The sequence below is a fragment of the Alkaliphilus serpentinus genome, assembly GCF_009017255.1.
GTDB classification, from domain to species: Bacteria; Bacillota; Clostridia; order Peptostreptococcales; family Natronincolaceae; genus Alkaliphilus_D; species Alkaliphilus_D serpentinus.
In genome coordinates this window covers 42,300-62,103 of record NZ_WBZB01000014.1, presented here as the reverse complement: position 1 = coordinate 62,103, position 19,804 = coordinate 42,300, and the positions used below count along the sequence as shown (strand labels likewise).

General features: G+C 34.9%; 19 protein-coding genes, 1 pseudogene and 1 riboswitch. Of the genes and pseudogenes, 4 read left to right on the top strand and 16 right to left on the bottom strand.

Translation table 11 applies throughout. The features are described from left to right. Nucleotides 1-114 precede the first annotated feature (114 nt). A complete protein-coding gene (locus F8153_RS05605) occupies nucleotides 115-738 on the top strand; it encodes a glycerol-3-phosphate acyltransferase (protein ID WP_151865389.1) in 624 nt (207 codons plus the stop codon). Between the two features lies 1 nt (nucleotide 739). Here the strand turns inward: F8153_RS05605 and F8153_RS05600 are convergent, their stop codons facing one another. From F8153_RS05600 to F8153_RS05560, 11 genes and pseudogenes are all read right to left on the bottom strand, one after another. Beyond that, nucleotides 740-2,026 carry a class 1 isoprenoid biosynthesis enzyme gene (locus F8153_RS05600; RefSeq protein WP_151865388.1) on the bottom strand — a complete coding sequence of 429 codons (1,287 nt, stop codon included), beginning with the start codon at nucleotides 2,024-2,026 and terminating at the stop codon, nucleotides 740-742. Between the two features lie 107 nt (nucleotides 2,027-2,133). Next, on the bottom strand, nucleotides 2,134-2,580 hold the full coding sequence (locus tag F8153_RS05595; RefSeq protein WP_151865441.1) for a CBS domain-containing protein: 447 nt from the start codon (nucleotides 2,578-2,580) through the stop codon (nucleotides 2,134-2,136). 254 nt (nucleotides 2,581-2,834) lie between these two features. Further along, nucleotides 2,835-2,963 (bottom strand): annotated as a pseudogene (locus tag F8153_RS16720) (DUF2087 domain-containing protein); the annotation flags it as partial. Nucleotides 2,964-3,023: 60 nt separating this feature from the next. Then, nucleotides 3,024-4,568 carry a bifunctional GNAT family N-acetyltransferase/carbon-nitrogen hydrolase family protein gene (locus F8153_RS05585; RefSeq protein ID WP_151865386.1) on the bottom strand — a complete coding sequence of 515 codons (1,545 nt, stop codon included), beginning with the start codon at nucleotides 4,566-4,568 and terminating at the stop codon, nucleotides 3,024-3,026. Nucleotides 4,569-4,662: 94 nt separating this feature from the next. Further along, on the bottom strand, nucleotides 4,663-5,916 hold the full coding sequence (locus F8153_RS05580; protein ID WP_151865385.1) for a GNAT family N-acetyltransferase: 1,254 nt from the start codon (nucleotides 5,914-5,916) through the stop codon (nucleotides 4,663-4,665). Nucleotides 5,917-6,120: 204 nt separating this feature from the next. Beyond that, a complete protein-coding gene (locus F8153_RS05575; protein WP_151865384.1) occupies nucleotides 6,121-6,465 on the bottom strand; it encodes a DUF421 domain-containing protein in 345 nt (114 codons plus the stop codon). 172 nt (nucleotides 6,466-6,637) lie between these two features. Next, entirely contained in the window at nucleotides 6,638-6,772 is a 135-nt protein-coding gene (locus F8153_RS16535; protein ID WP_279237117.1) for a hypothetical protein, read from the bottom strand. Nucleotides 6,773-6,994: 222 nt separating this feature from the next. Then, complete coding sequence (locus tag F8153_RS16020) at nucleotides 6,995-7,162, bottom strand: hypothetical protein (protein WP_192929678.1); 168 nt, start codon at nucleotides 7,160-7,162, stop codon at nucleotides 6,995-6,997. Between the two features lie 5 nt (nucleotides 7,163-7,167). After that, the gene (locus F8153_RS05570) at nucleotides 7,168-7,446 is read right to left on the bottom strand and encodes a CD3324 family protein (protein ID WP_151865383.1); all 279 of its coding nucleotides are present in this window, start codon (nucleotides 7,444-7,446) and stop codon (nucleotides 7,168-7,170) included. A gap of 27 nt (nucleotides 7,447-7,473) precedes the next feature. After that, a complete protein-coding gene (locus F8153_RS05565; protein ID WP_151865382.1) occupies nucleotides 7,474-8,436 on the bottom strand; it encodes a hypothetical protein in 963 nt (320 codons plus the stop codon). A 253-nt stretch (nucleotides 8,437-8,689) separates the two neighbouring features. Further along, nucleotides 8,690-11,230 carry an HD domain-containing phosphohydrolase gene (locus tag F8153_RS05560; RefSeq protein ID WP_192929677.1) on the bottom strand — a complete coding sequence of 847 codons (2,541 nt, stop codon included), beginning with the start codon at nucleotides 11,228-11,230 and terminating at the stop codon, nucleotides 8,690-8,692. Nucleotides 11,231-11,527: 297 nt separating this feature from the next. Between F8153_RS05560 and F8153_RS05555 the strand changes: the two genes are divergently transcribed. After that, nucleotides 11,528-12,631 (top strand): hypothetical protein, encoded by a 1,104-nt coding sequence (locus F8153_RS05555; protein ID WP_151865380.1) that lies wholly within the window; start codon nucleotides 11,528-11,530, stop codon nucleotides 12,629-12,631. A 270-nt stretch (nucleotides 12,632-12,901) separates the two neighbouring features. Here the strand turns inward: F8153_RS05555 and F8153_RS05550 are convergent, their stop codons facing one another. The 3 genes from F8153_RS05550 to F8153_RS05540 all read right to left on the bottom strand — a co-directional run bounded on the left by F8153_RS05550 (nucleotide 12,902) and on the right by F8153_RS05540 (nucleotide 15,506). Further along, a complete protein-coding gene (locus F8153_RS05550) occupies nucleotides 12,902-13,288 on the bottom strand; it encodes a RidA family protein (protein ID WP_151865379.1) in 387 nt (128 codons plus the stop codon). A gap of 116 nt (nucleotides 13,289-13,404) precedes the next feature. After that, entirely contained in the window at nucleotides 13,405-14,778 is a 1,374-nt protein-coding gene (lpdA, locus tag F8153_RS05545; protein ID WP_151865378.1) for a dihydrolipoyl dehydrogenase, read from the bottom strand. A gap of 254 nt (nucleotides 14,779-15,032) precedes the next feature. Then, the gene (locus tag F8153_RS05540) at nucleotides 15,033-15,506 is read right to left on the bottom strand and encodes a DUF4870 domain-containing protein (protein ID WP_151865377.1); all 474 of its coding nucleotides are present in this window, start codon (nucleotides 15,504-15,506) and stop codon (nucleotides 15,033-15,035) included. 393 nt (nucleotides 15,507-15,899) lie between these two features. Between F8153_RS05540 and F8153_RS05535 the strand changes: the two genes are divergently transcribed. Next, nucleotides 15,900-16,472: a hypothetical protein gene (locus F8153_RS05535; protein WP_192929676.1), complete on the top strand. Its 573-nt coding sequence runs from the start codon at nucleotides 15,900-15,902 to the stop codon at nucleotides 16,470-16,472. 238 nt (nucleotides 16,473-16,710) lie between these two features. Here the strand turns inward: F8153_RS05535 and F8153_RS05530 are convergent, their stop codons facing one another. Then, complete coding sequence (locus F8153_RS05530) at nucleotides 16,711-17,661, bottom strand: L-threonine 3-dehydrogenase (RefSeq protein WP_151865375.1); 951 nt, start codon at nucleotides 17,659-17,661, stop codon at nucleotides 16,711-16,713. A 249-nt stretch (nucleotides 17,662-17,910) separates the two neighbouring features. Beyond that, nucleotides 17,911-18,005, top strand: a riboswitch (TPP riboswitch). 77 nt (nucleotides 18,006-18,082) lie between these two features. On the opposite strand from F8153_RS05530, the gene thiT reads away from it, so the two are divergent. Continuing rightward, a complete protein-coding gene (thiT, locus tag F8153_RS05525; RefSeq protein WP_207707690.1) occupies nucleotides 18,083-18,718 on the top strand; it encodes an energy-coupled thiamine transporter ThiT in 636 nt (211 codons plus the stop codon). Nucleotides 18,719-18,785: 67 nt separating this feature from the next. Here the strand turns inward: thiT and F8153_RS05520 are convergent, their stop codons facing one another. Then, a complete protein-coding gene (locus F8153_RS05520; protein WP_151865374.1) occupies nucleotides 18,786-19,541 on the bottom strand; it encodes an exodeoxyribonuclease III in 756 nt (251 codons plus the stop codon). Nucleotides 19,542-19,804: the final 263 nt, after the last annotated feature.

The window sequence follows — 19,804 nt, the reverse complement described above, 5'->3', positions numbered from 1 at the left end:
CCTATCCTTGCTTTTTGATTATCCATTGTATCGACATCCTACTCCCATTTTAGTATAATCAAGAAAAGATGTTAATAAGAATTTTATTAAATAAGTAGAAGGAAGGAAGCATATATGTTAACTGCCATTATATTTGCTATAGCCAGCGGCTATTTTATTGGTTCCCTTCAGCCCGCCTATATTTTGGGTAAAGTAATCAAAAACATTGATATCAGAAAGGGGGGCAGTGGCAATTCCGGAGCATCAAACGCAGTAATATTGCTGGGATGGAAGTTTGGAGTTGTAGTAGCTTTAATTGATATTGGAAAGGGGTTTTTTTCCCTATTTTTAATTAAAAGCCTTTTTAGTGATGTTCTAGGGGATCAGCTTCCCTTCTTTCTCCTTTTCAATGGACTTTTTGTTATTCTGGGCCACAATCATCCCTTTTACATGGAGTTTAAGGGTGGTAAAGGTACTGCCTCTTTGGTGGGCCTTCTTCTTGCCCTGGACTATAGAATTGCCATAATTGGGATACTGGCTATATTAGTAGTAACAATCCTTACCGATTATATAGCATTGGGAACAATAGCTCTAGTATTGAGTTTTTTCTTTTCTGCAATATACTACAAATATGATGCAGGGGTAGTTACTATAACCCTCTTATTGGCTTGTATGTCCATCTATAAACATATCCCTAATATAGAAAAAATTAGGCTAGGAAAAGAAACAGGCCTAAGGAAAACCTTTAAAAAAATCTAGTTTATCTGTTATTGCCTAAGGCTTGACATATATGGTTTATATCCTTTGATGAAAAGCTTTTGCTAAACTTCTTCTTTAGTTTTCTAAAATAAGTTAATCTTAGCATAGAATATTCTTCAATATCTTTGAGATACTTTTTTGAAAAGAACCTTTTATTCGTGGAGATTGCCTCCATAATCATAGTCCTACAGCTTTCTCTAATCACATTCTTTAGCATTTCCTTATCTTTTCCTTCATTGATATAAAAGGAACCCAGAACCTTCTCTATATACCAAAATAATTTATTTACCAGAGGATCTAGGGGCCATTTCCCTGCTACCTGAGAAAAGATGGTCATATGACCATTTTTCATATCCTCCTCTACATCCTGTAAATCATCAATGATCTGAAGAAAGGTTCCATAGGCAAAGGTAAAGATTTCTTCTTCCCTTGTGAGACTTCCTTTGACTAAATAACCATCGGCAAGGACGGAAGAACCACCCTTTTCGAAGCTAATACCCATAATATCCCTTTCATAGGGAAGGGATAAACTCTTCTGCTGAATAAGGCTTTTTTCTTGGCCGGTATGAATGGCCAACAGGCTATTATAAACCCCTTCAAATCTACGTCTAGGAAACTGCTCCTCAATTTTTTCTACCAGCCTAAAGATACATCCTTCAAGATCATTATTGGCACATAGCTTATCTCCTGTTAAAACCTGTCGAAACCGATTGTTAAACTCTACCTTATCCTCTTTTTTTATGACTTCATTATCTAGGTAATTATCGCTGTAGGGGTACAACATGCTATATCCAAAAATAGCAGGGGTTAGTCTAACCTCTAGATCAAAAAGAATTTGTATACTATTCATAATCCATACATTTCTTATAGCTTGAAATATATCCATGGGATTTATTCGATTATCAAATTCTTTAACTGCGTTAAGGAAGTCCTCTGTTACCTCGGAATAGCCCCTTCGAGAAAAAAAGTCAATACAGCTATTTTCATAGCCTATTATGGAGACTTCTAGTTCTTTAATTAGTTGTATAATTTCCTTGCTCCATTCTTCATTTTTCTTTTTCTCTTCCGTTAGAGCCTCTAGTCGTTTCTCTAACTTTTTTCTAAATTCCTCAACCCTTTTCTCATTGTTCCTTTTATCCTTTAAGGATATTTTTTTTATAAAGGTTGGATATTCCGTTACTGATTGCCACCATAATTTTAAGCTTATCTCCTTTAAGTCTTCTATATCAAATTCAGGATCTGCCTGCCACTGAATGATATTTTCTCTATCTTCAATCATCGCCTTCACGAAGATCACCTTCCCTACCCTCTATTGAATATATTAATCTCACCTATGTATACGTTAATAAATGAGAAAAGTTTAAAGGAATTTATGAAACAAAAAAGCAGAGGTTTTTACGCCCCTGCCCTTAATGATGTTTTTTTACCCATCAAGCCTTGACCTTCAATTAATTGATAGCAATAGGTAATTATGTCACTTCTTTTAATAATTCCTATAAATATTCCTTGATCATCCACTACAGGGACGAAATTTTGAGTAGTTGATGCAAGTATTAAATCCTCAATGTTTGCCTCTATGGATACTGGAACATTTGTTATATGTCTAGGTACATCCCTTAAGGATATATTCTCGAGTTTTTTTGAATCATAGCAGTTATCTGCCTTTAACTTCCAGAGTAAATCCCCCTCTGTTATAGTTCCAACATATTTACCTTCCTCATCTAATAAGGGTATAGCCGTATATCTGTGATATTCCATTTTCTCAATAATCTGTCTCATAGTTGAAGTTACCAATCCACAAACTACATCTTTTTTAGGCGTAAGAAAAAAAGAGATATTCATCATGATGCTCCCTTCCTATTGTTTACTATATTCCTTATGTCACCTCTTTAAGTGGAAATCTCCTCATGTTTATCATAATATTTATCGTCAATCTTATCAATAGGAAATTAGAAACAAACTAAAAAATCCATTATCACCTCCTGCTTCAACAGGTTGTTAATGCCCCCTTAGTCTACTATTATGCAGGGTTATACCACATGTTTCCATCCTAAAAGAAAAAAGCTGGCCAGCTGCCAGCTAAAGTTTTACAAAATTTATAATGTGCTTGATCGTATTTTATAAAAGCCACTATCTCTTTCAAAAATCTTTTTTGCCACCATTTCCCTTCTTATGGTACAAAAATCATCATGAAAATCTGCAATAATTAAGTTCACTTCTTTTTCGGAATAAACCCTTTATGGATTTTTAAGTTTACTCTAGGTGGTTAGCATCTCGACTCACACCTAACAATTTGTAGGCTTTTCAACAATGTCATATAAATCCTTTCTTCTATTCTTTAGAAGGGTTACTGTTCCAGCCCTTCTTGAACGTCTTAGAATCTCTAAGTCTAGGTCTCCCACTACCACCATCTCAATATTGGGGCTACACTCTCCCATAATTCCGTCTCTGGGGAAGGAAAAGTCTGATGGTGTAAATATTGCAGATTGAGCATATTGAACGTCCATATTTTCTACCTGAGTTAAATTTCCCACGGTTCCGGCAATTACTGTATAAATTTGATTTTCTATGGCCCTTGCCTGAGCACAATATCTTACCCTTAGATAACCTTGTCTTTCATCAGTACAGAAAGGAGTAAAAATGATATTGGCACCCTTTTCAGCTACAATCCTAGAAACCTCCGGGAATTCAATATCATAGCAGATAAGGATGGCTACTTTACCGCAGTCAGTATCGAAAACTCTTATTTCATTACCCTCAGAGATCCCCCACCATTTTTTCTCATTGGGGGTTATGTGAAGCTTATACTGCTTTTCTATGGTACCATCCCTTCTAAAAAGATAGGCTATATTATAAATTTTGTCCTTCTCTTCAACAAAATGAGATCCACCAACTATATTTACATTGTACTTAACAGCGAATTCTGTGAATATCTTTATGTAATCCTCTGTAAAATCCGTTAACCTTCGTATTGCCCTGCTTGGGGTTTTCTCATCTAAAAAGGACAGCAGCTGAGTAGTAAAAATTTCTGGAAAAACCACAAAATCCGATTTATAATTGGAGGCCACATCTACAAAATACTCACATTGATTAGCAAATTCTTGAAAGGAGGATATCGCCTTCATCATATATTGTATTACCGATATTCTAACGGGAAAAGCCGTTTTAAAATGCCTTTTTGATGAGGGTTGATAATCTATGTTATACCATTCCATTAGAGTGGCATATTGTAGGGATGCTTTATCTTCCGGTAAATACTTTTTATTTATTCGTTTTAAGATAAAGCCGTTTCTCCTCTGGAAGGTTATGATAGGATCATAAATATTATGATTTACAACCTCCTTTACATACTCCTCTGGAGTTAGCTCTTGGGCATGTTTATGATAATTGGGTATTCTACCCCCTATAATAATACTTTTTAAATTAAGCCTTTGAGCAATCTCCTTGCGGGCCTCATATAATCTCCTTCCAATTTTCATGTTCCGAAACTTTGGATGAACCATCACCTCTATACCGTATAGATTATAGCCTTCTGGATCATGATTGGTTATATATCCTCCATCTGTTATCTCTTCCCAGGTATGTTGATCATCATACTCGTCAAAATTAATAACCAAACTGGATGCAGATCCGATAATTTCACCATCATATTCAATACATATTTGTCCTTGAGGAAATATGTTTATATGACTTTCCAACTGTTGTTTTTCCCATGGTTTCATATTGGGAAAGCAATTTTTTTGCAAGGCTATGATATCTTCAATATCCGCCTTCTGAATCTCTCTTAATACTAATTTCTTTTCAAACTTTGTCAAATCGATATCCGACATCATCAACACTCCCTTTTTAAAGAAAAACCTCTTCCTATTGAAGAGGTTTTTGTTCTTAATATAATTTTATACCCCAAAAATCTAAAATATATCACTAAAACATCGTTAAACAGATGGGTTTATCAGGGAAGTAAAAAATTTCATTGACTTTATTTAAATATTCCTTATGAGTCAAGGTAGCTCTACCATACTTGTACAGACTCTTAAAATCTACTGAGGCCGTGAGTAAAGAAGAAAAATTGGCTATATCCATTGATACCTCTACCTCATAATCACCAGTATTCCTTAACATTGCTTTACCCTTAATAAACTCCACAACAATACTTTTATTATTGGAAGCTACAAGGGTATCTCTTATTATCAGCTTAATTTTACAATCTACATTATTAAAATTATGGTTAGCTAAATCTTTAAATATTCCATCAATATCTACTACCCGATACATTATTCCCGTTCCCTCTACACTTCCTTCATGATGTACAGGCACTAGCACATTATTGGAGCCATTGGTGGGATCCTCTAGTATAAACCTAAAATTTGGGTCCTGTAGATTAAAGATGATTTGTCTAATTTGATCACTTTGGCTATTTAAAAAGGTCATTAGCTCCATTAAGGCCTCTTGACTGTGATAGATCATGTGGCTGACAATAATATCTGAAATTAAAAAGTTCTCATCATGGGGTTTAACCTCATAAATGATATATCCATCAATCATTTCATTTCTTTTATATGCCACGATACTTGTTCGGGGCCTTTTTAATAGTTTTGTAAAATCCTCCAATTCCTTTTCCATTAATCCATTGGTTTCATTATAGGCCCTATTGTAGCATTCAAGAACCATATCCCCTTCCTCCTCATGAATAAAGAAAACATTGGATTTGGAAGGCCCCTTTGGAAGATTTGAGGGCTTTACTTTATATTGGTGCATACTTGCCCCAAAGCCAAAGCCCATCTTTTTATAGAAATCAGGTCTAAAGGGATATAATGCAACCATATTAACACCCTTAGATTTATACTCATTAATAAAACCCTCCACAATAGCTTTGGCAATCTTCTCCTTTTTATGGAGGAAGTCCACCGCCACCAGACCCAAGCCTCCCACTTTTATATGTTGTGTAAGGAGCTTCATATAAAAGTTAAAAAATCTCATTCCACCTATGAGTATTTCATCCTTAAATAAACCATATGTAGTAATGTTTTCATTGTCTTCCTTTAGCTTCATAGAATACTCAACAAATTTGTTCCTTTGTTCCTCCGTCTCGATCTTGAAGCCTGGATAAGCATGAACGACAATATTGCAGAAATCTTCAAACTCCTTCTTCTCCCTTAACTCCCTAATTAAATACATCATACCACCCCCGAATTTATTCTAATTATACATTACCATACTTCATTTATAAAAAAAAAATCAATTTAAAAAGAGTCCAAATGGACTCCTTAACTATTTCCTATACCCTTGCATTCATAACATCCCTTGATTGATCATAAACTTCAGAAAGCTGTTGGCTTGGAGAGCTATAGGGTTTATCCCAGCCCTTTCTGATTGTTAGATCTACCTAAACCGCATTTTACGCATATTTTCTGGAACCAGTTGTCCATCTTGAATTACAACTCTGGCCTTCCCCATCAAAAGATTTTCAAAGAAATTAAATTTCATTTGTAAATATTCTACAAGGATTAAGAATAGTATAAAGATTGTAGCTGCAACAACTGTTCTGGTTATACTCTTTTCAATTATTGGTTGAATAATAATGGATCCTATTGAGATCATGATGATTGTTTGAGCTATTGTCATCTGTGAAATGGATTTTCTTCCTGAAACCCTAAGTAAAAACATTCCAGAAGCTACTAAAAGTAACGACTTCCATACCAAATCTGTATTAAAGCTTATAATCATAGAAAATCATTCCTTTATAAAAAATCAGTAGGGTACGTATTGTGATGGCACCTTCGATTTACACAGAGCATCTTAAAAAGCTACCCACACAAAATCCTAGTCCCACCGGGTACGTACCCTACAAAATTATATTTACCAGTTTATAAGTATCCTACTCATGGAAAATATTCCTTTATTCATTTAAAAAATCCTTAAGCAAAATCCATAGTAACTCACTAGAGTAGCCTATTCTCTTATCTACATAAATTCCTATTGGATTTATACTGTAGAAATAATAATTGTCCTTCTCCGAAGGTACCTCCATCACTAAAACTGGAGTGATGTAGGTACCTCAGCAGTTATTCCCAGTTGAAGCTTCAATGGTGATACCTTTATAACCTTTATCTTTAATTATCTGGCAGGTTTCATTTATTGGGTCCATTTTTTATTTCCTCCAATATGGATATTGATCTTAATATATAATAATCATTTAATAAAAAAGGTTTCCAATAAAATAAAACAGGGGCTTATTTGAGCCCCTTTAAACATTTTATGCTTTTCTCTTACTACATTCCTTACATACCTTTTCCATGCTACCATCTTCGGTAACAATTTCATATAATAATTTAATCCTGGTTCTATTACATAATGGACAGGTTCCTCTACCTCTAGAAGGAAGCTTCCATAATGTTTTACCTCTATGATTTTTTGATGCCATATATTTTAATCCTCGCTTTTTTTATTTTTATAGATGATTTTTCTAATGGTTTCTGTGCTTAGGCAAAAAAGGTCTCCTAAGTCTTCTATTGAAAAACCCTCATTGTACTTTTTTACAATCTCTCCATTCCTAAAGGATATTTCAATCCGACCGCCACTCTTTTCCCCCCAGCCTGCTCGATTCTCATCAGTTTGGGGTATATAAACCTTTTCCCCCTGAACATATTTTTGTATTTCCTTTAATAGCTCTGGAGGAAATAGATCCCTTCCATTTTTATATCTCAAATAGACCCCCCCCTTTTTGGAAAGATATTACTTATTAAAAACCATATCTACCCAAAACTCAAAGCCATTAAAATTATTAGACTTAAATGCTTTAACGGTTTTTTTAGCTTTACGGGATGCATAGGTGTATGTATCTACATTGGGATACTTTTCTGTAACAGCTCTAAGGACCTTGCTAACCAAATATGAATCTAAACCTAAATCATTGTATTCCTTTAGGATGGCTAAGTCCTCAAACCAGATTTTATTACCAACCATTACATCTTCAGATGAATCTAAGACAGCAAATAGGCCTCCTACTATCTTTTGCTCCTTATCAAGGATAAATCTTGCAGTTCTTCTAAAAGCTTCTTCGCTAAATTGCTGCAATAGTTCTTCCCCCACCATTGTAGAGAAATATCCTTCAAAGGTGTTAGTTGTATAAAACTCGATTATTTCTTTCTTCATTTTCTCATCGTATCCCGTCACAGAAAAACCTTCTGGCAATGTACTATTCACTGATAGGGTTCCTTCCCTCCATTTCATATACATTCTATAGTCAGGATTAAAGCCTGCCTTTATAAGAACTGGAATGATATAATGGGATAGTGTTGGATAATACTCTACTTTTCCCATTTCTAAGGACTGCACCAATAGCCTCTTAATATGATCTTGATTTTTAAGCCATTCCTTTAGGTTTTTAATTGATTTTTCCAATATCTCAAATCTTCTATCCCAGTTTGATGGTAGTATTAATGTAGTTCGTAGGGTATCATCCCCTTCATTTAGATAGTAGAAATGATATAAGCAATAGTCTTCATCCATCTCATCTATTGCCATAAAGCTACTATGGAAGAAGTGCTTCTCATTACTTGTATTGGTGATATACCTTTCAAAATCGTGAAAGGGTTTCTTCTCAAAGGGAAGCATTGATATAAACTCCTCTTCAGCTTTGACAAAAAGCCTTTTAAACTTCATATTCTTATCTTGATTATCAACTATAGTAAACATCTTAACAACCTCCTTTACCATCTAATTAATTATCTCATAGGAATTGGTAATGAATAAAGGTATAAAACCATTGGCAATTAAACTCCCCCAGTATTCATAGTTTAGACTGTTCAAAAGCTATCAGATGGGAGGCGCAAGAAAAGTCAGCCATTGTAGCGTATACAGAAATACGTGAGAATGCTGACTTTTCTAGGTAACGATGTAGATGATGGTTTTTCATCAGTCTAAAAGCCCTTTAGGCTCTTTTGTTTAATCATTGATCCTTAATCACCTCTAAAAACATATCCACTATTAGTGGGTCAAACTGTTTTCCTCTTCCTTTGGATAATTCTAGAATAGCCGCCTCCGATTCCATTGCCCTTCTATAGGGCCGATCACTGGTCATTGCATCATAGGCATCTACAACAGCAATCACCCTTGCACTTAGGGGGATTTTATCCCCTTCTAAGCTATAAGGATATCCCTTGCCATCCCATCGCTCGTGATGGTGTAAAATAGCCTCTGCGATATTAGCAAGTTCTGGAGTAGCACTAGCAATACGATATCCTATTTCGCTATGCTTCCTCATTATATTCCATTCTTCTTCTGTTAATGGACCCTCTTTATCTAATATATGGTCTGGAATGGCTATTTTCCCTATATCATGGAGGGCAGCTAAAAGCCTTAACTCATTTAGCTGACTATCATTTAGCTCCAGCTTTTTCCCTAACAGTAAACCCAGTTCCATCATCCTGCTGCTATGTTCCTCAGTTTCATGGGTTTTCTCCTCTAGAGATTTTAGAAGAGATGCAATGATTGAGCTTCTAGTGCTCTTACTCTCCAAAAGCTTATTATCATACATCCTATTTTCCGCCAGCTTATAGGTTTCTTCTAAATCCTCTTCAATACTATACATAGTTGCCAACCCAAGGGAGAGACTTAGTTGTAATGTTCCTATGGAATCTTCGGTACAACGTTTCTTAATCTCATTGCAAATGAGTAGACCCTCTTTCTCATCGGTATTGGTAAGAATTATTGCAAACTCATCTCCACCTATTCTGGCTGGAATTGCATCATTTGTACATACCGAATTCAGTATTTCAGCAATGCATCGCAGTAACCTATCACCTTCATCATGTCCAAAGGCATCATTAGACATCTTTAAACCATTGACATCCCCCATAATAATGCTAATTGGTAAGAACCCTTCCTTTTCAACCTTTTTAAGCTCTCCTTCAAAGTAGGTTCTATTATATAATCCAGTTAGACGATCATGATAGCTAATATATAGGATTTCCCTCTCAGATTTCTTTCTTTCAGAAATGTCTGTGTATATTCCATACCCCCCTACCACATGTCCTTCATATAGAATGGGTACTCCTTTAATTAAAACATCTATTGGCTCATTGTTTTTCCTGTATCTTATGGACTCTTTAGAAACAACCTGCCCTTCTAAAAGGTTGTGGGTAAGACCATTAGCCTCTGAAAAAATTTCTTTTTTTGCTATTATACTGTCTAACTCCTTACCCTTAATCTCATCAATCTTATAACCAAAAATATCTGTAAAACGCTGATTTAAATCAATTATATGGTGGGATTGATTTAATAGAACTATACCATCGGATGAGTTGGTAAACAAGGCCTCGAAGTACTTCTTTTGCCTCATAATTTCTTCTTCGGCTGCGATCATTTGCTCTAATGAAGCTTCAAGCTCTTCGTTGATCATTTGAAGCTCTTCCTTATCGTTCCGGATCTCAAAAAAATAGGCCTCAATTTTATCTAACAAAGCGTTTATTTTATCAACTAAACTTCTGAACTCACTTCTGCCATTATCAAGGATATCAATTCTATAGGTGATATCCTCCTCTATATCAATATTGCTAACACTATTCTCAAGGGTTATTAGTGGCTTGATAATAGACTTCTTCAAAAACAATAAGAATACATAAAAAATAAGCAAAGATAATATGGCCACCAGGATAAAACCAATGGTTAATTGCTGTGAAGCTGCATAGAAGTCTCTAACGGTGGTAAAGCTTGCTAAAATCCATTGAGTATTTTCAATAGGTGTATATGTTAAATAACCTTCTAGGGTCCCCTTGTTTGTCGTCTCAAACCCAGTACCACCTTCAATTATTTTTTCAATAAGAGGTAGATACTCATCAGTGGGTATAGATATATTTAGGTTATTCATATCTGTTAAAGTGGAGTGGGCCAAAAGCTCTCCATTTTTATTGAGTAGAAAAGATTCTCCATTTCTACCTAACTTGTACTCACCTACCATAGCTACTACTGTCTTGATGGAAATATCTCCTCCAACAACACCGATTAATTCCTGCTTTTGATTATATACAGGTTTAGCAATTGTAGATACCAAATCATCTTTGCTGGCATTTAGGAAAACATCTGTTATAATAACTTCCTTCTGTCCTTTTGCCATCATATACCAAGGTCTTTCTCTAAGATCAAAGCCTGCCGGTGGAATCCAACCGCTGGCGTTGATCATAACATTATCCTTAGTACCGTAGTATATTGAAGAAAAGCTATTATATTCCTTAAGCTTCCCCTTTAAATAAGATAAAATTTCTGTATTGGTCGGGGAACCTACTTCAATAAAATTTCCCGCTTCCTGTATTACATTTAATTTTCTATTAATCCAGTGATTAATCTCTGTTTCTAAATTCCTTAAGGACAAATTAGTGATTACTCTTATATCATCCTTTATAATTCCTTCTACATATCGAAATTGCATGTATGCTAAAGTAGACATCATAAAAATTATTAGTATAAGAATTCCATAAAAGCGTTTAAACATTCTCCGCATTTTTATCACCAATATCCTCTCTGAGTTACTAAATATGTCCATCGATGAAACACATAGAATGGTATTTCGACATAATCCGCGTATTTCCTTCAAATACTTTTATAAATAATTATTATTTAAATAATATTCAAAATTTTCAAAACCCTTTATGTGCAAGTAAGTAAAATGGTATAATATAGAAAATCGTTAAAAGGGGGGATTTTATCTTGTTTAAAAGCTCTTCTATAGAAATCTACTGAATATTAGGCTATAATATAAATATTCATATAATATTTGGGATGTGAAAAAATGGAGGATTTTTCTACAGAACTTAAGGGGATAAAGATATTAAATAAAAGAGACATTAATAGTCTAAATCTGTTTATTAAAGAAAAATACCCCCATTATAATCCAGGAAAAAGAGCTAAGGTTTTAGCAAATACAATACATAAGTTAATTAATGAAAGCCTGTCAACCTATCCTGAAAAATGTCGCTCACAGATTGTTAAAAAAATATTACAAGGTGGTTTCTTATCAAGGCCTGAGGGTATTTCTATGTATGATATTTTCGAAGCCTCTCTAAATCTTATTGAATCTGACCCTCAGTTAATTGATAGTTTCTATACATGGACAAATTCCCACCTAAACAAACCAATTAATATTGATACCTTCAAAAACTATACAATGCATAAAAATGAAGATCTTACCATAGGTAAGGAAGAAGAGTTTGCTGAGAAAATCGTAGACTTAGGTGAAGAGATTTCTTCCATTGATGATAAAGATTTAGGGAGAGATATGAAGAAGCTTATGGCTATTAACAAAGTTTCTGTGGGGTGTATATTACTTATATTAATGAGTGTTTTTACAGTCTTTCTTCATAAATCAAAAGTGAACAAGGCTTTAGCAGAGGATTTTGCTAGCAGTATTCATGTGGAGATGATGACTTCAAGTATTCATCCCCATTTACCCCATTACTTCCATTATAGATCAATTAATGTTGATGGGCTTATTGGATACTTAAACCAGAGAAACTCCATCCTTGCCGATGAGCCTTACTTTTCATCTGTCATGAATGTAGCTAAAGAATTTCATCTTAACCCCTTAGTTTTATTTGCCATAGCTGGCCATGAGCAGGGATTTGTTCCAAGAAATCACCCACAGGCTCTAAAAATCGCCAATAATCCCTATAATGTTTATAATAGCTGGCAAACCTATAATACTGATATCATTGATTCTACACGAATTGCTGCTCGAACAGTTATCAATTCATCAGTAGATAGACCTGAAGGTAAAGATCCTTTTCAATGGATTAACAGAAGATATGCAGAGGATCAGAATTGGTGGAGGGGTGTTTCATCTATTTTTAAACGCTTAGAAAAGGAAGCTAGTAAATTCCCCCTGGGGAATTTCTAGCTTCTTATACAGTTAATAATTAGTTGCCCTCGCTATAAGTTGCCTCCCCATCAATATAACTCATAGCCAAATTCAATAACATCACCACTTGTTTTTTTCCATGCTTCGATACCACTTATATCATGGTAAAAATTTGATGTTTTTCTCAAATTGTCATTTTATAATTCTTCTACTGCCTTTTTTTCAGAAGAGATTTCATGGTTAATTGTTAAATAATAAAAACCACCCAAGATGGTTTCCTTGAGTGGTTCTTATGTATTGACGATATAACTACTTCTTCTGTTTTTGGGCTATCATTTCAATTTCAACGGCAGCACCCAATGGAAGCTCTGCTACACCAATTGTAGTTCTGGCTGGAAAAGGCCTGCTAAATTGTTTTTCATAAACCTCATTCATATCTTTAAAGTTATCCATATGGGTTAAGAAGACATTCACCTTTATAACATCGTTTCTATCTAGGCCTGCTTCAGCAAGAACCTTAAAAAGATTATCAAAACATTGCTGGGTTTGTTTTTTGATATCTCCTTCAACCAATTGCCCTGTTTTTGAATCAATAGGTGTTTGACCGGAAAAATAAATGGTGTCATTGGCCTCAACAGCATGGGAATAAGGGCCTACAGTTGCAGCATCCTTAGAGTTATATGCCTTTCTTGTCATTGTTCCTCTCTCCTCTATCATGTTTTATTTCTAGTATTCTTCATAGAGGCATTATTCCCTTCTAGATAAGTCCATATCATATCAATTTTTTGCTTATATTTAATCTTTCTATTTTTCTATACTGAATGCAGACAACTCTTATGAACATCATGGAGGGCTTCCATGATACCTTCCGTTAAGGTTGGATGAGGATGAATTACCTCTCCCATATCTTGGGCTGTAATTCCTAAATGAACTGCCAATGTAAGCTCCGCCAATAGGTCCGTTGCATGGGGCCCTACTATGGCAGCACCAATGATCTTATCTTCAGCATCTACAATTATCTTAATAAATCCTTGATATCTACCTATAACCTGGGCTTTGCCTAAGGCTCGAAAATCAAATTGTCCCCTATTATATTGGATCCCCTTAGCGGTTGCTTCTTTTTCTGTTAACCCCACAGATGCAACCTCTGGATCTGTATATACACATCTTGGTATAGCCTTATAGTTAATTTTTTTATTAAGTCCCATAGCATTCTCTGCAGCTATTGTTCCTTCTTTTGTGGCAACATGAGCCAAAAAGGGGCTATTAATAATATCCCCAATTCCATAAACTCCTTCAATATTGGTTTCCATCTTATCGTTTACAATAATCTTGCCGAAACTTGTGTGAATTCCTATATCTTCCACCCCAAGATCCTCTAAATATGGCTTTCTTCCTACTGAGATCAGGATTTTTTCAGCAGTTAGTACCTTTCCATCTTCTAGAGTGGCGACTACTTGATTGTCTATTACTTCACACTTCACTATTTTTGCATTAGTCATAACTTTAATTTTATCTTTTTTAAAGGCCCTTTCCAGTTGTTTAGCTGTATCTTTATCCTCTGGAGGAAGCAACTGCTCAGCCATTTCAATTACCGTAACCTTAGTTCCCAACTTGTTAAAGAACTGACCGAACTCACAGCCTATAACTCCCCCACCAACTATTATTAAGGATTCTGGCATTTCCTTTAAAAACAGTGCTTCATTACTTGTAATGACCTTATTTCCATCATAGGGGAAGAGGGGTGGAATTATGGGTACTGATCCAGTGGCCAATATGATTTTATCAGCTTCTATAATTTCTAATGAGCCATCATTTAATTGAACTTCAATTTTATTCTTCTCTACCAATTTACCAAATCCATTTAGTAGGCGAACTTTTCTTTTCTCTAATAAAAATTTAATTCCCTTAACCATCTGCTCTATGGTTTTGTCCTTACGTTCCATCATAACCTCAAAATTTACATTTACTTTGCCATCTATACTTATGCCAAATTCCTCGGCTTCCTTAATGGCATTTAGCTTTTCAGCTGAGGCTAATAGGGCTTTTGTAGGGATACAACCTGCATTAAGGCATGTGCCCCCCACCTTAGCCTTTTCTAATAAAGTTACTTCTGCCCCTAGCATAGCTGCCTTTATTGCAGCAATATATCCCCCGGGGCCTCCTCCAATAACTGCTACTCTCATTTACATCCCTCATTTCAATTAATACTAAGTTATTGAATTGTTTATCCATGAGATTTCTTGTGCCGTGTTTTATCTTATGTTTATGATAATGTATATCCTTCAGCAGTTCAACAATTGGTATTTTATTAACATAGCTAATAGTAAGAACCCTTCAACAGGGACATTCAAAAATTGATTATGGGTTCCGTCAACCTTTTCCTTATCATAAAAAAGCAGGGGATGGCTAGCCGCCCCCTACTTAACTAATCTAATCATTATTCGGATTTACCAGTAACACCTTTAAATTTGACAGATAATTTTTCTGCCAAATTACCTATAACTGGTATTTTGTATTCTTTGTATTTGAAACCATTGATTACAGCCAATATAGCAAATACTAGAATTACAATAGAAATAATTGTTGTAAGTAAGCTTAAAATTCCCAAAAACCCTAAGCCTGCAGCTGGGGAGTAAAAGAAGGTTGTTGCAATAGCTCCTGAAAAAATAACAATTATAAGTCCTAATAACGCTCCTACAGCATTTAAAATCAAGCTTTGCATTGAATGGAAACGAACAAAATCACTTTCCTTTTCTAATATGAATATAATTAGTGGTACTAACCATGATACATAGCCAATGGCTGGTAACCAACCAATAACAACCCCACCTAAATAGGTAATAAGAACAGCTATGTTAGCATCCATACCCAATGAAGATTTATGAGGCTCCACCGTTTTAACATTTGACATCTTTATACCTCCTTAAATTGATTAATGATCTTGTAGTAAATTGTATTTTTAAAACCCTTTAAACATTACCCTCTTTAAAAACTGAATATAATACTCTAAGGGAAAGTTTTGTAGCTACGAAATTTTATTTCCTGATAATAAAGGTATCGTCCTATGTTTGTAAAATCACACAGACAGCATCGGTTTTAAGCAGCATTTCTTTAACAATATTTTAGGTGGATAAATAAACCCTAAAGATAAAAACTACTAATTACAGTATAAGTTAGATTAAACAATAAGATTTTTCTTTAAGTGCTATATTTTTTTTCAAAAATTGCTCTTTCATCAGATAGGATGTAGGGCTTAAAAAGAATTTAAGAATGTATAAAAATGATAATTTATAAAGGTGATATTATGAGAAAGAAAAAATATTATCAACGACTCTATAAGTATGAAGAGTCAACCAATAAGTATTTAATTGAAGTTTCCCTTGATGATTATAATGATATTTATGATGATTGGGACCCTTCTCCCTTTAAAAAGAGGGATATTGAAGATGAATTTAATGATTTTATTGTGAATTCCTCAGAAGATATCCCTCTAAGGTTTAATATTTGTATTCTATTGTACATTCCCCTTTCTAAGCAGAATCACCTAAAGGAAAGGTCCTTAATTTCTGCCTATCGGAATTTCTATAGCTATGCTATAGCTAGACAAAACAAGGTTAAAAGCAATCTGGAGCAAAGGATTGTTTCTTATTTATTGTTTTCTGTTCTTTTTTTAACCATTGGGTATTTTTATAGTGGTAGCAAATCTACTATTCTTTTAAAGGTTCTTTTTGAAGGAATTTTTATAGGGGGTTGGGTCTTTCTATGGGAATTTTTCACAAGCATTTTTATTACAAGAAGAGAGGTTTTAGAAGAATATAAAACATACGAGAGATTGCTTAATGCAGAAATAAGATTTCATTATCTTGAAGATCAATAAAGGAACGGACAAAATCATAGTTTTTAGCCCGTTCCTCATAAGTGTGGTCATTAAGAAGAAAGGCACTGTTATCATTTGCAAATTCTGTTGTAGCTCCTCTAATGAAAAGGCCTCACTAATCAATGTACTATAAGAAAAATTTTACCCATTGTTTATTAAAATGTAAAAGTTGATCATTTTTAACATATGTATTGCTTCACAAAAAAGACCTTCTCGTAAAGAAGGTCTAATCTTTTTCTTATATTCCCTTTTCCTTAAGCTTAGCTAACATATCCTCTGTCATTCTAGCTAGGTCATATTCTACACTAAAGCCCCATTCCTCCTTTGCTGCTGTTGGGTCTATGGAGTTGGGCCAGCTATCTGCTATTGTCTGTCTTACTGGATCTACATCATAATCAATTGTAAAGGTGGGTATATGTTTTTTAATTTCTGCTGCTATTTCTTCTGGGTCAAAGCTCATGGCTGTTACATTAAAGGCGTTACGATGCTTTAGCTTTGATGGGTCTGCCTCCATTAAATCGATTATAGCCTTTACTGCATCTGGCATATACATCATGTCCATATAGGTTCCCTTTGCTATATAGCTGGTGTATTTCCCAAGCTTCAAGGCGTCGTAATAGATATGTACTGCATAATCAGTTGTACCTCCACCTGGGGCCTGGGCATAGGAAATCAAACCCGGGAAACGAACCCCTCTAGTATCTACACCAAATTTATGGTAGTAGTAATCACATAGCAGCTCCCCAGAAACCTTATTTACTCCATACATAGTTGTAGGCCGTTGAATAGTGTCTTGGGGTGTATTATCCTTTGGTGACGTTGGGCCAAAGGCTCCTATTGAGCTAGGGGTAAAGAACTTGCAATTCAATTCTCTAGCCACCTCTAGGGTATTCATCAACCCCCCCATATTAATATCCCAAGCCAGCTTAGGATTTTTTTCAGCAGTTGCTGATAATAGAGCTGCCATATGGATGATGGTATCCACATCATACTTCTTGGCGATCTCAAAAACCCCCTTTTCATCCGTTACATCCAAAAGCTCAAATGTTCCCCCTTCTACAACAGGATGGCCCTCATACCTGCTCCTGTTGGTAGCAATAATATTGTCAACTCCGTATTGCTCCCTTAGTTTTACAACCAATTCTGTTCCTATTTGACCTAAAGCACCTGTTACTAATATCTTTTTCATTTAAGCACCTCCTGATATATAATTAATACCCTTCTACTACTCTCTTATATATGGATTTTTTCCCTTAACCCTATATATTTATACTTGTTTTTAATATACCATGGATAACATAAAACAAAAATGATCTTTTTGATAAATGTTGTGGGTATAATCTTCCTCTAATAGACCTTAACCGCCAAAGAATTAGGGACTTTTTTTATACTATAGTATTATATTTACAATAATTATGCTATAATATAATAAAGCAATATTTATCGCTAGGGGTGCCTTGTGCTGAGAGGACCATGTCCGACCCTTTGAACCTGTAGGTTAATGCCTGCGTAGGGAAGCTAACATGATATAAACATGAAAAGGCTCCTTTTCATGTTTTTTTTATTGTTAAACTAGTGATAAATAAATTAATAATATAGGAGGAATTAACGTGTTTGAAAAGCTTTTAGAATTTACCCCTACCACTATTTCTATATTGGTGTTACTGGGTATCATTGGAATTGGCGGAATGATCTTTATTAAAAAGAGCAAAGAGGTTAAAATCACCACTCAAATGATGGTCTACGGCAGTGCTGCCATTGCTCTAGCCTTTATACTATCCTACGTTAGGCTTTATAGACTTCCTCAAGGAGGCACAGTAACTCCAGCCAGCATGCTGCCAATGATTATATTTTCAGTAATGTTTGGACCTATTCCAGGGATTATTGCCGGGTTTGCCTATGGGTTGTTACAATACATGCAAGATGGTTATGTTGTTCACTGGGCCCAATTTTTATTGGATTACCCCATTGCCTTTAGCTTATTAGGCTTGGCAGGTCTATTTAGAAAAAACCTATTAGCAGCCACCTTTATAGCAGGATTTGGCAAATTCATAATGCACTTTCTATCTGGAATTATATTCTTCTCTGAATATGCTCCAGAAGGAACCCCCGTTGCTATCTATTCTCTAGTTTATAATGGAAGCTTTATGTTGGCGGATATCCTAATTTGTGCAGCTATTGTTCTAGTACCTCAAATAAATAAAATGTTTAATAATCTTAAATCCAATGTAACAACAAGAAGATAGAAGAAATCGAGAGTTGAAAATTCAAGAAGCAATATAAATTAAAAGGCCTCGATGAAGGCCTTTCAATTTATATTGATATATCCAGTACCACTGGACAGTGGTCACTTCCCAACACATGAGGATGAATAATTGAATCTTGAATTTTATCCTTTATGCTATCGGATACTACAAAATAATCAATTCTCCAACCAACATTCTTTTCTCTAGCGCTTCCCATGTAGGACCACCATGTATAGGCATCCACCTTATCAGGATACAAGTATCTAAAGGAATCTACAAATCCAAAGCTCAAAAGCTCGGTCATCTTTTCTCGTTCCTCATCTGTAAATCCTGCATTCTTTCTATTGGTTTTAGGGTTCTTCAGGTCAATTTCATTATGGGCCACATTTAAATCTCCACACAATATTACTGGTTTTTCCTTATTCAGAGCAAGTAAAAAGCTCTTAAAATCCTCCTGCCATTTCATTCTATAATCTAGCCTAGCTAAACCCCTTTGAGCATTAGGAACATAGGCATTAACCATATAAAAATTCTCAAACTCTAAGGTAAGAACCCTACCTTCTTGTCCATGCTCTTCAACGCCAATATCATGCTGTACTGATAAGGGTTTTTTCTTGGTAAATATCGCCGTACCGGAGTAGCCCTTCTTAACAGCATAGTGCCAGTATTGGTAATATCCTTCAAGCTCTAGGCTGATTTGCCCCTCCTGTAGCTTTGTCTCCTGTAGACAGAATACATCTGCATCAACCTCATTAAAGTAATCCATAAAGCCCTTATTTATACACGCTCTAATTCCGTTAACATTCCATGATACCAGCTTCATATATTTTGCCCTCCGTTTTCTTGATTATAATACAATCTACCTATTGTAAGAAGTTATATTCATATAGTATTTAGTATTCTACCCTATTTAATAATACCCTTCATTCAAGGCGTAAAACGATAGAATTTTCTACTATTATTGAAATTCATTTCTAGCTAGGTTTATAACTCATTTTCAATTGATAATACAGATTAGTAAATATATCCAATATATTAGTTGCATTTTCTGTATCTAATTAATATAATAGTGTATATAATATTTTC